Genomic DNA, 13,034 nt, shown 5'->3' on the forward strand with positions numbered 1-13,034 from the left:
ACACGGTTGTAGGTGGCGTAGACCGGGTTGATGTCGTCGGGTCCGACCGACGTGGGTACTTGTCAACGTGCCCGTGCTGCGAGGGGAGCCTCTCCTTGCAGCAGATGCGACCTGTGGCCGTCCTGTCGTCGGGGGTAGCCAGGAGCGCGACGAGGTGTGCATGGCTGAGTGGGCAAGCTCGGTCGTTCACGGCCTTGAAGTTGACTTGACGTAGGTGTCCAGGGTGATCAACTCGCGCTCGCGCGGATCGTGCGCCACGTCCACGACACCCGCCGCGTCACCCTGGATCACGCGCTCGTGCAGCATCGGTACGGCGGCGTCCGTGGCCAGCACCGCGGCCTCCGCCTCGATGACCGCCTGGCGGCGTGCGTCGCCCGCCTTCGTGTCCGCGGCCTTCTTCAGCGCCTTGTCGACGGCCGTGTCGGCGAGCTGCGCGATGTTGAAGGAACCGTCCGAGGCGAAGTCGCTGTAGAGATACGCGGCCGGGTCACCCGAGTCGAGCACCGTCGCCCGCGACAGGATGAACGCGTCGAACTCGCCCGCCAGCGCGTCGGATTCGATGTTGGCGTACTCGCGCACGTCCAGCTTCACCTTGAATCCGGCCTTCTGGAGCTGCTGTTGCAGGGTCTGGGCGACCTCGGGCAGCTCGGCGCGGTCGGTGAAGGTGCCGATGGTGATCGCGGTGCCGTCCGGGTCGCCCGCCTTCGCCCGCCGCACCGTCCCGTCGCGCAGGTCGGCCGCCCACGGCAGCGCCGGTCCGAGCAGCCCCTCTGCGACGTCCGCCCGTCCCTCGTACACGCCCTTGACGATCGTCTTCGCGTCGATCGCCTCCCGCGCGGCCGCCCTGAGAGCCGCGTCCTTGAAGACGCCCTTCTCCGTGTTCAGGTAGAGGGTGTTGGTGCGCGGCATCGGCACCTCGGTGATCAGATCCTGGTCGATCAGCGCGGCCTGCGAGACCGGTACGGCCTCGACCACGTCGGCCTCGCCGCTGCGCAGGGCGGCGGCGCGCGCGGTGCCGTCCGGGACGAACTTCACGTCGATGCCGGGGGCCTTGGCCTTGCCGCCCCAGTAGCCGTCGTACCGGTCGAGAGTCGCCGACGCGGTGCCGTTGACCTGCGTGAGCTCGAAGGCCCCGGTGCCGGCGCCGACCGGGTTGACGGTCTTCCCCTTGTACGCCTTCGCCGACAGGATCGACAGCTGAGGGGAGCTCAGCCGCTGCGGTACGAGCGGGTCCTCGGTGCCGGTCGTGACGGCGACGGTGTCGCCCTCGGCCTTCACCGTCAGCTCGACGCCGTCGAGGATGCGCGGCTTGGGCGACGCGGTGGCGGCCACGGTCAGCGACCGCACGACGGACTGCGCGGTGAGCTTGGTGCCGTCGTGGAAGGTGACGCCGTCACGGATGGTGAAGGTCCACGTCTTCCCCGACTGCTTCCATCCGGTGGCGAGGGCGGGCTCTGCGTCCCCGTCCTCGTCGAGCGTGACCAGCGTCTCCGCGGTGGACCAGCGGGACAGCTTGAACGCGTCGTCCGAGAGCGGGGAGAGGCCGGAGCGCGGCGGAAGCATCATCGCGACACGTATGCGCTTGCCGCCGTCCTCGCCGTTCGCCGACGCCTGTCCGGAGCCGGGGGAGGCGAAGCATCCGGTGAGCAGCGCGGCCGTGGGGACGAGGGCGGCGGCGGGCAGGAGACGGGCTGGCAGGCGCACTTGGGTGGATCCTTCCCGGTAAGGAGGTAAAAGGGCGGTCAAGACGGGCAGACCGTAGCACGATGACAATCATTTTCACTAACGGGGGTGGCTCAAGTGGGGAGCGGGCGGCACCTTTTGCGCTAGAGCCGCGAAGCCTTCAGCGCCATGTGCAGCAGCAGCCGGTCCTCGCCGTCGTCCAGGTCGAGACCCGTGAGCTGCTCGACCCGCGAGAGGCGGTAGTAGAGCGTCTGTCGGTGGATGCCCAGCTCGGCTGCCGTGCGGCCGGCCTGGCCCGCGCAGTCCAGGAACACCTCGGCGGTGCGGGCCAGTTCGCGGTGGGACGGCTCCAGCAGGGGGCCTACGACGGGATCGTGCACCGCCTCCGACGGCAGCGCGGTCAGCAGCCGGTACGGGCCGATGGACGCCCACGTGGCGACCGGCCCGAGCCGGGGCTCGGCCAGGGCCGCCCGTGCCGCCGCCGACGCCTCCCGCCAGGCGGCGTCCAGCTCGCCGAGACCGCGCCGGGCGTCGGCAACACCGGCCGCGGAACCGGCGCCTCCGTTCGAGATCTTGCCGAGCAATCCGGACGCGGCCGTCAGGGCAGGGGCGAGTATGTCCGGCGAACGAAGGCGCATCAGCAGAGCGATGGACTGGCGGCCCGCCATTGCCCCCGGTGCAGGGGAGGTGCCCCTGGCTCCCCACGGCACCGTGCACAGGGCCGTCGCACCCGGTACCGAGCGGACCGACGGGGCTTCGGCCGGGTCGGCGGAGGGCCAGGGCGCCACGCACACCACCGCGTGAAGGGCTTCGGCCCGTTCCCCCAGCGCCGTACGCAGTGCCGCCACGGCCATGTCGCGCTGCCAGCCGCGCTCGGCGGTCAGCACCGCGCGGAACTCCCGGGTCAGATCCGCACCGGCCTGCACCTCGTCGGCGAGCAGCGCGCCGATGCGCGCCGCCACCTCCATCGCGGCGGACAACTGCTCCGCGCCCGGGCCCGGTTCGGCGTCCAGCAGCCATACGTATCCCAGGACGACCCCCCGGTGGCGCACCGGAAGGCAGATGCGGCCGCGGTGGACGCCGGCCTCCGGGGCGGGCGGGATGCGCACAGGACCCGTGGCCCGCGCGATGCCGAACCCCTCGAACCAGGAGCGGACCGCCGGGGTGGAGCGGCGAGTGAGGATCGAGCGGGTCCGGACGGGGTCCAGCGTGGATTCGTCAAAGTCACTGCCGCTGTCGTGGGCGCCGAAGGCGATCAGGGCGAAGTCCCGGTTCTCGAGCGTCGCGGGGGCGCCGAGCAGCGCCGAGATCTCGTCGACCAGTTCCTGGTAGTCGCCCTTCATCCGGGCATTCTCGCGCATTTCGCGAACCCTTCAGACATCTGTCTGAGATCTCGGCCACGGATGCGTGACAGCTGTCGATGGCCGACGATCGGAGGGATCCTTAGGTTTCACGGTGGTTCTCCGTGCCGTACCTGGAACGTTGGGGTTTATTGACCCTCTTTCCGGTATGCGGCCTTTTCTTAACTTCCCGTGGAGGTGCCCCGTGCTGGGTCCCGTGATCCTCGCCGCCTCGCGCAGCGACAAGATGCGCCGCTTCGTATCGTCGGCCCCGGGCACCAAACAGGTCGTCGACCGGTTCATCGCCGGCGAGACCGTCGACGACGTACTCCCGGTCGTCCAGGACGCCGCCGCCAAGGGCCTCGAGGTCACCCTCGACGTCGTCGGCGAGGACATCACGACGCGCGAGCAGGCCGCCGCCGCCCGCGACGCCTACCTGGAGCTGATCGACCGCCTCAGGGACCTCGGGCTCGGCACCAAGGCCGAGATGTCGGTGAAGCTGTCGATGTTCGGCCAGGCGCTGGAAGGCGGCCACGAGCTGGCTCTCGCCAACGTCCGCCCGGTCGTCGAGGCCGCCGCCGCCATCGGCACCACGGTCACCCTGGACGCGGAGGACCACACCACCCTCGACTCGATGTTCGCCATCCACGAGGAGCTGCGCAGGGACTTCCCGGGCACGGGCTGCGTGATCCAGTCCTACCTGTTCCGCACCGAGGACGACGCCCGCCGCCTCGCCGCGTCCGGCAGCCGCGTCCGTCTGGTGAAGGGCGCCTACAAGGAGCCCGCCTCCGTCGCGTTCCAGGACAAGGCGGAGATCGACAAGGCGTACGTCCGGGTCCTGAAGATCCTGATGGAGGGCGAGGGCTACCCGATGATCGGGACCCACGACCCGCGCATCATCTCCATCGCACAGGAGCTCGCGCGCCGCGCAGGGCGCAAGCTGGACGAGTACGAGTTCCAGATGCTGTACGGGATCCGCAGCGACGAGCACCTGCGGCTCGCCGCCGAGGGCCACCGGATGCGCGTCTACACCGCCTACGGCACCGACTGGTACGGCTACTTCATGCGGCGCCTCGCGGAGAAGCCGGCCAACCTGCTCTTCTTCGTCCGCTCGATGATCACCAAGAACTGATCAGGGCAGATCCCACCCACCACTCAAAAAGGAGTAACGGAACTCATGGACGCTGTGACCCAGGTCCCCGCTCCCGTCAACGAGCCGGTGCACGGCTACGCCCCCGGTTCGCCCGAGCGCGCCCGGCTCGAGGTGAAGCTCAAGGAGCTCGCCGAGAACCCGATCGACCTGCCCTGCACCATCGGCGGCGAGAAGCGGATGGGCGGCGGCGAGCCGTTCCAGGTCGTGCAGCCGCACAACCACAAGGCCGTCCTCGGCACGTACCGCAATGCGACGCAGCAGGACGCGCAGGACGCGATCGACGCCGCGCTGGCCGCCGCCCCGGCCTGGCGCGCCATGTCCTTCGACGACCGTGCCGCGATCATCCTGCGCGCCGCCGACCTGCTGGCCGGCCCGTGGCGCGAGACCCTGGCCGCCTCCACGATGCTCGGCCAGTCGAAGACCGCCCAGCAGGCCGAGATCGACACGCCGTGCGAGCTGATCGACTTCTGGCGCTTCAACGTCAAGTACGCCCGTGACCTGCTCGCCGAGCAGCCCCCGGCCAACTCGCCGGGCGTGTGGAACCGCCTGGACCACCGCCCGCTGGAGGGCTTCGTCTACGCGATCACGCCGTTCAACTTCTCGGCGATCGCGGGCAACCTGCCGACGGCCCCCGCCCTGATGGGCAACGTCGTCGTCTGGAAGCCCTCCCCGACCCAGACCCACGCCGCCGTGCTGCTCATGCAGCTCCTGGAGGAGGCCGGGCTGCCCAAGGGCGTCATCAACCTCGTCACCGGCGACGGCATCGAGGTCTCCAAGGTCGCGCTCGAGCACCGCGACCTCGCGGGCATCCACTTCACGGGCTCGACCAAGACCTTCCAGTACCTGTGGAAGACGGTCGGCAACAACATCGAGAAGTACCGCTCGTACCCGCGCATCGTCGGCGAGACGGGCGGCAAGGACTTCGTCGTCGCCCACCCGAGCGCCGACCGCGCGGTCCTGAAGACCGCGCTCACCCGCGGCGCCTTCGAGTACCAGGGCCAGAAGTGCTCCGCCACCTCGCGTGCGTACGTCCCGGCCTCCATCTGGAACTCCGGTTTCAAGGAGGAGTTCGCGGCCGAGGTGGACGGCCTCACCATGGGTGACGTCACCGACCTGTCGCACTTCATCGGCGCCGTCATCGACGAGCGGGCCTTCGCCAAGAACAAGGCGGCGATCGACCGCGCCAAGGCGGACGACACCTGCACGATCGTGGCCGGCGGCACGTACGACGACTCGGTCGGCTACTTCGTCCGCCCGACCGTCGTGGAGTGCACCGACCCGGAGAACGAGGTCTTCACGACCGAGTACTTCGGCCCGTTCCTCGCCGTCCACGTCTACGAGGACGACAAGTACGAGGAGATGCTGACCCAGATGGAGTCGGTGTCCGCCTACGCGCTCACGGGCTCGGTCATCGCCAAGGACCGCGCCGCCGTCGCGTACACGATGGACAAGCTCCGCTACGCCGCGGGCAACTTCTACATCAACGACAAGTCGACCGGCGCCGTCGTCGGCCAGCAGCCCTTCGGCGGTGGCCGCGCCTCCGGCACGAACGACAAGGCGGGCGCCCCGCAGAACCTGATGCGCTGGACGCTGACCCGCGCCATCAAGGAGACGCTGGTCCCGCCGACGGACTACCCGTACCCGCACATGGGCTGAGCACCTGGGCTGGGGCCTGTGCGACACCACAGGCGACCGCTCCGGCAGCCGACCGCCCCCGCTCTCGAGTTCCGGCTCGACAGCGGGGGCGGTGGCGTTTTCCGGTGCCCGGCCTGCGTCAGTCGTCGCAGGTCGTACGGCCCGCGTACCACCTGCAGGCGATCGCCGCGAAGCCGCCGTCCGTCACGACCGGCACGGAGAGGGTGTCGCCGCCGCTGACGACATGGGGTTCGCGGACGAGGCCGGACGGGCCGTCCGTCACGGTCTCCACCAGCCAGCGGCCCGCGCCCAGGCGCACGGGCACGTCCACGGTGTGCGCCGCGCCGGCGAACGTACCGCCGATGAACCAGCGGCCGTCGGCCGCCCGCCTGGCCAGGACCGCGGAGACTCCGGGATCCCCGGTGAGCAGCCGCGTCTCCTCCCAGGCCGCGGGGATCTGCTCCAGATAGCGCCGTGCCTCGGGACGGGCGTCGTACGACTCCGGGGTCCCGGCGAGGTTCTGGATGCCGGACTCGTAGAGCACCGACAGGCCGAGCTCGCCGGCGTCCGAGCTGACGTTCGGCCGGTAGGGGCGGTGGAACGCACCCGGCGTGAAGTCCATCGACCCGATGACGTTGCGGGTGAAGGGCAGGGCTGCCAGGTGCTCGGCCGTGTTGGTGCGCTTCTCCTCGCCGCCGACGCCCTCGAACGTCAAGACGTGCGGCCAGGTGCGCTGCATGCCCTTCGGGATCGTCGAGCCATGGAAGTTGACCATCAGATGGTGGTCCGCGGTGGACTGGAGCACCTCGTCGTACCAGCGCATACGGTCCTGGGACTCGGAGTCCATGAAGTCGATCTTGACGCCCTTGACTCCCCACTTCTCCAGTGTGGACAGCCACTTCTCGCGCTCGACCGGGTCGGTGAGCAGGGTGTAGTGCAGCCAGACGTGGATGCCGACGCCGCGGTCGGCGGCGTAGCGGACCAGCTCCGGCATCCAGCTGGTGCGCTGCCAGTCCGGGTCGATGACGTCCCACTGGTCGGGCAGGAAGTACCAGCCGGCGTCCACGACCTCGTACGGCCAGCCGCGTTCGGCCGCGTAGTCCACGTACTTCTTTTGGGCCTCCAGGCTGACCCCCGCTTCCTTGCCGCCCGCGAGCCACGTCCACAGCGCGGGGCCCGGCCTGACCCACGAGGTGTCGCGGATCCGGGACGCGGGTGCGAGATCGTCGGTGAACGTCGACTCGGTGACCGTCGCCAGATCGCCGGTGACGATCGCCCGCCAGGGGGTGGTGAGCGCGCCGCCCGACACCTCGATGGGCTCGTCGTTCCAGAGGGCGACGCGGTACGTGGAGGAGCCGGCGTCATGGGTGAGGCGGGCGCCCGCGTAGCTGCCGGTGAGATCCGACTCGGCGATCAGCGCATAGCCGCCGGCCGTCCTGAACAGGGCCTGCATCATGTACGAGCCGGTCGGCGCCGCGGCGGCCCCGTACCGGGTGAACCGCAGCTCGTTGTCCGGCCGGTAGGGGCCGATCACGGCGTCCGAGCCGGTGGGCAGCGTGAAGGCGGACGCCTCACGCAGCACATCGCCGGTGGTGCCGGTGTCCGGCAGGACGTAGCGGTAGGCGACGCCGTCGGCGGCGGCGCGGACGACGAGGTCGAGGCGAGCGCCGCCCGTGCCGCGGAAGCTGAAGCGGGACTCCGCCATCTTGACGTTGCGTATGCGGGACTTGCCCGTCGCGGCCTCGTACCGTTCGGTGATCGTGCGGTCCGAGCGGCCGGTGAGACTCAACCCGCCGGAGAGATCGACGTTCTCGGTGATCAGGCCGACCGGCGACGGCTCGATCACGGTCCGGCCGTCGCGTCTCACCGCGAGGGTGGGGCGCCCGTCGTCCGGGTCCAGTCCGACCACGGCCGTTGGGCCGTCGTGCGCCGTGACCTCCCATGACGCGGTCTCGGCGCGGGCGGGCAGAGCCGTCGCGGCCGTGGCGAGCAGCGCGGAGCAAAGCGTCAACACCGTGGCGCGGAAGCGTGCTTGGGCTGGCATGCGTAACCCTCCCTGTCATCACGCACAAATGGATTCATCGGATGACTGTGAGAGTGGAGGTGCCCTGAGGGGCTGTCAAGGAATCGCGCAGCGCTGAGTCGGACTGATTCATCGGACTGCTGATCTGGTGAGGGAGCTGCACGGGCTGTGTGCCTGTGCCGACGTGTGGCTTCTCCTGGCAGCCGGACCGGAACGCCGTAGGGCCCCCTTTCGGCCGCCGTGCGGCCGTCATGCGAGCGACCGTGCGGAGGCCGAAAACCGCCGGTCAGTGGCCGACGGGCATGCCTCCGGGGCGGGTCCGTCTCAGATAGTAGGAAGTCCGAGTAATTGTGGAGACAGGCGCGCGGTCCTCCCTTAGTTTTGTAGGAGCCGAACGTCTCGCTCGATCCAGCGAATGGCGGTCGCGAGCCCGAGCACCGAGCAGGCAACCCCTGCGGCTCCTGATTCATCGCCCTTTCTGGGGGCACCTCCCACGCCCTTGAGGCAGTGGGGGAACCTCGAAATCTCCCCACGCTTCCGAGCCGCGCAGCCGTTGGGCTGCTCCGGAGCTGTGTGATCTCAAGGAGTCGATCACCATGGCCACTGCGACGCCTGTCCGCCGAGTCCGCCGCGTCTCCCGTACGAGCGAAATCGAGCGCAAGAACGCCGCCGCCGCCCTGCAGCGCGCCCTCGACCGCAGGGACAACGGCGGCGAGACGGGTCACTGACCCTTCCGGCGGTCACCGACCCGGCCGGCCGGTCACTGACCCGTGCTGCATGTGGGCCGGGGGCTAGCCCCCGGGAGAGCGCAGTACCTCGAAGTAGTCGATGCGCTTGCCGCTCTCGGCGAGCGCGGAGACCTTGAGCCGCGCGTCCGCACCGGCCACCGCCTCCACCGCGAGGAACGAGAAGCCGGTGTACCGCACCCGGGACCACTCGACGGTGTCGGGGTCGGGCAGCCGTGACTTCGTCCAGTGGAAGGTGAGGACCGAGTCGCGGTCCTTCACCGCCCCCTCGTAGCTGTCCTCGACGCCTGCGGGGAAGCCGTACAGATCTTTGCCCGCGCCGCCCGCCGTGACGTACACGATGCCGTCGCGCGTCGGATCGGTCGACGCACCGACCGGCACGGGCCGCCCGACCTCGCCGTTCCTGATCGCGTCGGTCCGCTCGTACACATGGTTGTGCCCGTTGATCACCAGATCGACCTGGTGCCTGGTGAAGAGCGGCAGCCACGCGTCCCGTACCCCGCCGTCCGAGGCGTGCGTGGACGTCGAGTACATGCAGTGGTGGAAGAACACCACGATGAAGTCCACGGACGCGGACGCGCGCAGCTCCCCGAGGCGCCGGTCCAGCCATGCGGTCTGCCTGCCCTCCGTGTAGCCCTTGTTGGCGGGGATCTCGTACGAGACGTCGTTCGCGTCGAGGGCGACGACGCCGACGTTGCCGTAGACGAAGGAGTACACGCCCGGGGCGCTCTTCGGGTCGAAGCCGTTCTCCGGGAGCGACCAGCGGGCGGACTGGCCGCCGTAGCCGTTGGGGGAGTACCAGGCCTCCATGTCGTGGTTGCCGGTGGTCACCATCCAGGGCACCGACTTCGCGACCGACTCCGTCTGCGCGAGGAACTGGTCCCATACGCGCGCGTCGTACGTGTCCGAGTCCTTGCCGTGCCCCGTGGAGTCCGCGTAGCAGATGTCGCCCGCGTGCAGATGGAACGACGGGTTCTGGCCCAGGATCAGCTGGTCGTTGGCCAGCGCGTCATAGCTCACTCCCTGGTCGCCGAAGGCCGTGAACACGAACGTCTCTGGCGTCGCTGGCGCCGTGCGGAAGGAACCGAGCGTGGCCAGCCGCTCGGCGCTCGCCGGGTCGAAGCCGTCGTGGCCGACGCCGTAGTAGTACGTCGTGCCGGGCTTCAGACCGTCCAGGGCGACGTGCAGGTAGTACTGGTCGACCGCAGGCAGCTTCGCCGACAGCGCCGGAGTGTGCAGATCCCGCACCTCGGCCTCGATCTTCTGGCTGAGCTCCCACGGCCTCAACCCCACGCGTACGTACGGGTTACGGACCGCGAACGGCACCTGCCACGAGATCCGCATCTGTGTCTTCGGATCGGCGCCGAAGGCCAGATGCCGCCCGAAGGGCGCCACCAGCGAGCCGTCCACCGTGACCGTCGCGGACCGCGCCAGCGGCGCGGCGGAGGCGGCGCGGCTGCCGTACGCCGCCCCTGAGCTCCCGGCCAGCAGACCGAGCCCACCCGCCGCCCCGGCGGTGCCCGTCAGCACCCTCCGCCGCGTGAGTTTCGCCCGCAGATACTCGTGCTGCTCCGGCATGCTCATGCGCCGGGCGAGCTGCTCAGGGATGCCGACGTTGGGGGTGTCCATGGCGGACAACTTCCCAGCAGAGGCCAACAAGGGCCAGTCATCCGGGTAAACGCAGCCCGTCCGACACCTATCAGCCCGTCCGGCGTTTGAGGACGAGGCCGTTCAGGCCGATAGGGGGTCTGGGGGCGAAGCCCCCAGAGGACGGGAAGGGAAGGGGCGGAGGGGGCGAAACCCAACGATGGGGCACCCTGCCCGTTCCGGATGCTGGACGCTACGTGTCAAGACATGGGACGAGGAGTAGGGTGCCGACATGTCTCGAAGCATCAATCTCGCAGTGATCCCCGGCGACGGCATCGGCCAGGAGGTCGTGGCCCAGGGTCTGAAGGTCCTCAACGCCGTGCTTCCGCAAGACGTGAAGCTCGAGACCAAGGAGTACGACTTCGGCGCCAAGCGCTACCACGCCACCGGTGAGACCCTCACAGACGCCGACCTCGACGCCCTGAAGCAGCACGACGCGATCCTGCTCGGTGCGATCGGCGACCCCTCGGTCCCGTCCGGCGTCCTGGAGCGCGGCTTCCTGCTCAAGCTCCGCTTCGCCTTCGACCACCACGTCAACCTGCGCCCCTCGAAGCTCCTTCCGGGTGTCGCCACGCCGCTGGCGGGCCAGCCGGAGATCGACTTCGTCGTGGTCCGCGAGGGAACCGAGGGCCCGTACACGGGCAACGGCGGCACCATCCGCAAGGGCACCCCGCACGCGGTCGCCACCGAGGTCTCCCTCAACACCGCCTTCGGCATCGAGCGCGTCGTCCGCGACGCCTACGCCCGCGCCCAGGCCCGCCCCCGCAAGAAGCTGGCCCTCGTCCACAAGAACAACGTGCTCGTGCACGCCGGTCACCTGTGGACGGACATCTTCAACAAGGTGGGTGAGGAGTTCCCCGACGTCACCACCGAGTACATGCACGTGGACGCGGCGACGATCTACCTCGTCACGCAGCCCGAGCGCTTCGACGTGATCGTCACCGACAACCTCTTCGGCGACATCATCACCGACCTCGCCGCGGCGATCTCCGGCGGCATCGGTGTCGCGGCCTCCGGCAACGTCAACCCCTCCGGCGAGTTCCCCTCGATGTTCGAGCCCGTGCACGGCTCGGCGCCCGACATCGCGGGTCAGGGCAAGGCGGACCCGTCCGCCACCGTCCTGTCCGTCGCCCTCCTGCTGCGCCACCTCGGCTACGAGGCCGAGGCCGCCCGCATCGAGGACGCCGTCACCGCCGACCTCGCGGAACGCGGCGAAACCGCTCGTACGACGGACCAGATCGGCGACGCGCTCGCCGTACGAGTAGCCGGCTGATCCGGCGGACTCACCTCTCGAACAACGAGAAGCCGCCGGAGCCCGAGGGCGCCCGGCGGCTTCTCCTATGCGGCCGCCGGGTGCCACCATCGACCCCTGGGCCGCATTCACGCCCGGTACGACCACGTTCCCCCTCGCGCGATAATCGAGAGGCGGGACCGCGGTGTGCAGGGAAGCTCGGACGTCCAAGTACTGGTAGTACTGGCGTGAGCGCGGTCCGTCACAACCAACGGTGAAGGACAACCACTCATGACGACGCCCACGATCGAGCTCAAGCCCTCCGCCCACCCGCTGTCCGACGAGGAGCGGGAGGCGATCCTCGCCAGCCCCGGGTTCGGCCGCTACTTCACCGACCACATGGTGACGATCAAGTGGACGGAGGGCCGCGGCTGGCACGACGGTCAGCTCGTTCCGTACGCGCCGCTGTCGATCGATCCGGCGAACATGACCCTGCACTACGCCCAGGAGATCTTCGAGGGCCTCAAGGCGTACCGCCAGCCCGACGGCTCCGTCGCCACGTTCCGACCCGAGGCCAACGCCCGGCGCTTCCAGTCCTCCGCGCGTCGGCTGGCCATGCCGGAGCTGCCCGTCGAGACGTTCATCGAGGCCTGCGACGTGCTGGTCCAGCAGGACAAGGCATGGGTGCCCGCGCACGGCGGCGAGGAGTCGCTCTACCTGCGCCCGTTCATGATCGCGACCGAGGTCGGCCTGGGCGTCCGGCCCGCCAACGAGTACCTCTTCCTCGTCATCGCCTCGCCCGCCGGCGCGTACTTCCCCGGCGGCGTCAAGCCGGTCTCCATCTGGCTGTCCGAGGACCGCGTGCGCGCCGTCCCCGGCGGCATGGGCGACGCCAAGACCGGCGGCAACTACGCCGCGTCCCTGCTCGCCCAGGCCGAGGCCGCCGAGAAGGGCTGCGACCAGGTCGCCTACCTCGACGCCGTGGAGCACAAGTGGGTCGAGGAACTGGGCGGCATGAACCTGTACTTCGTGTACGGCGACAAGCTCATCACTCCCGCGCTCACCGGCTCGCTTCTCGCCGGCGTCACCCGGGACTCCCTGCTCTCCGTCGCCCGTGACCTCGGGTACGAGTCCGAGGAGGGCCGCGTCTCCATCGACCAGTGGCGTGAGGACACTGCGAACGGCACGCTCACCGAGGTCTTCGCCTGTGGCACCGCCGCCGTCATCACGCCGGTCGGCACGGTGAAGTCCAAGAGCGGCGAGTGGGCCCAGGGCAACGGCGAGCCGGGCGAGGTCACCCTCAAGCTCCGCAGCGCGCTGCTGGACATCCAGCGGGGCGTCGCAGAGGACAAGCACGGCTGGATGCACCGCCTCGGCTGAGGCGCGGCTTCCGCGGGCAGACGATGTGGGCGCCCCACCAAAGGGGCGCCCACATCGTGAGACCCTCGTCCCCGTTCGGCGAAGCATGTGGCAGACTGCCGACCATGCTCGCTTTCGCCATGATTATTGGCATCAGCGCGCCGGTCCGCAGTGACCGCTGACCTCGCGACAAACCCTCGCGGCAGCGGACACCGTG

Annotated in this window: 9 protein-coding genes; 5 read left to right on the top strand and 4 right to left on the bottom strand. The window is 69.7% G+C overall.

Annotation, left to right across the window (positions count from 1 at the left end; translation table 11 throughout):
• Positions 1-186: 186 nt before the first annotated feature.
• Positions 187-1,704, bottom strand: a complete 1,518-nt coding sequence (locus ACSMXV_RS29345) for an ABC transporter substrate-binding protein (RefSeq protein WP_473174192.1) — start codon at positions 1,702-1,704, stop codon at positions 187-189.
• A 122-nt stretch (positions 1,705-1,826) separates the two neighbouring features.
• Positions 1,827-3,044 carry a helix-turn-helix domain-containing protein gene (locus ACSMXV_RS29350; RefSeq protein WP_473174193.1) on the bottom strand — a complete coding sequence of 406 codons (1,218 nt, stop codon included), beginning with the start codon at positions 3,042-3,044 and terminating at the stop codon, positions 1,827-1,829.
• A 184-nt stretch (positions 3,045-3,228) separates the two neighbouring features.
• Here ACSMXV_RS29350 and ACSMXV_RS29355 point away from each other — a divergent pair, with 184 nt between their 5' ends.
• Positions 3,229-4,155: a proline dehydrogenase family protein gene (locus ACSMXV_RS29355; RefSeq protein ID WP_473174194.1), complete on the top strand. Its 927-nt coding sequence runs from the start codon at positions 3,229-3,231 to the stop codon at positions 4,153-4,155.
• 45 nt (positions 4,156-4,200) lie between these two features.
• Positions 4,201-5,832, top strand: a complete 1,632-nt coding sequence (pruA, locus tag ACSMXV_RS29360; RefSeq protein ID WP_473174195.1) for an L-glutamate gamma-semialdehyde dehydrogenase — start codon at positions 4,201-4,203, stop codon at positions 5,830-5,832.
• 118 nt (positions 5,833-5,950) lie between these two features.
• On the opposite strand, the gene ACSMXV_RS29365 is transcribed toward pruA, so the two are convergent.
• The gene (locus ACSMXV_RS29365) at positions 5,951-7,855 is read right to left on the bottom strand and encodes a glycoside hydrolase family 97 catalytic domain-containing protein (RefSeq protein ID WP_473174196.1); all 1,905 of its coding nucleotides are present in this window, start codon (positions 7,853-7,855) and stop codon (positions 5,951-5,953) included.
• A gap of 575 nt (positions 7,856-8,430) precedes the next feature.
• Here ACSMXV_RS29365 and ACSMXV_RS29370 point away from each other — a divergent pair.
• On the top strand, positions 8,431-8,562 hold the full coding sequence (locus ACSMXV_RS29370; RefSeq protein ID WP_258563752.1) for a hypothetical protein: 132 nt from the start codon (positions 8,431-8,433) through the stop codon (positions 8,560-8,562).
• 63 nt (positions 8,563-8,625) lie between these two features.
• On the opposite strand, the gene ACSMXV_RS29375 is transcribed toward ACSMXV_RS29370, so the two are convergent.
• Entirely contained in the window at positions 8,626-10,209 is a 1,584-nt protein-coding gene (locus tag ACSMXV_RS29375) for a purple acid phosphatase family protein (protein WP_473174197.1), read from the bottom strand.
• A gap of 250 nt (positions 10,210-10,459) precedes the next feature.
• Here ACSMXV_RS29375 and ACSMXV_RS29380 point away from each other — a divergent pair, with 250 nt between their 5' ends.
• Both ACSMXV_RS29380 and ACSMXV_RS29385 read left to right on the top strand, forming a co-directional pair.
• Positions 10,460-11,500 (top strand): 3-isopropylmalate dehydrogenase, encoded by a 1,041-nt coding sequence (locus tag ACSMXV_RS29380; protein WP_473174198.1) that lies wholly within the window; start codon positions 10,460-10,462, stop codon positions 11,498-11,500.
• Positions 11,501-11,749: 249 nt separating this feature from the next.
• Positions 11,750-12,838, top strand: coding sequence for a branched-chain amino acid aminotransferase (locus tag ACSMXV_RS29385; protein WP_473174199.1), 1,089 nt, complete (start codon positions 11,750-11,752; stop codon positions 12,836-12,838).
• Positions 12,839-13,034 lie beyond the last annotated feature (196 nt).

The sequence above is a fragment of the Streptomyces sp. DSM 42067 genome (assembly GCF_055792885.1).

Bases quoted from the DNA above. Each gene is read 5' to 3' on its own strand.
- ACSMXV_RS29350 (WP_473174193.1), bottom strand. From the start codon at position 3,044: ATGCGCGAGAATGCCCGGATGAAGGGCGACTACCAGGAACTGGTCGAC.
- pruA (WP_473174195.1), top strand. From the start codon at position 4,201: ATGGACGCTGTGACCCAGGTCCCCGCTCCCGTCAACGAGCCGGTGCAC.
- ACSMXV_RS29365 (WP_473174196.1), bottom strand. From the start codon at position 7,855: ATGCCAGCCCAAGCACGCTTCCGCGCCACGGTGTTGACGCTTTGCTCC.
- ACSMXV_RS29370 (WP_258563752.1), top strand. From the start codon at position 8,431: ATGGCCACTGCGACGCCTGTCCGCCGAGTCCGCCGCGTCTCCCGTACG.
- ACSMXV_RS29375 (WP_473174197.1), bottom strand. From the start codon at position 10,209: ATGGACACCCCCAACGTCGGCATCCCTGAGCAGCTCGCCCGGCGCATG.
- ACSMXV_RS29380 (WP_473174198.1), top strand. From the start codon at position 10,460: ATGTCTCGAAGCATCAATCTCGCAGTGATCCCCGGCGACGGCATCGGC.
- ACSMXV_RS29385 (WP_473174199.1), top strand. From the start codon at position 11,750: ATGACGACGCCCACGATCGAGCTCAAGCCCTCCGCCCACCCGCTGTCC.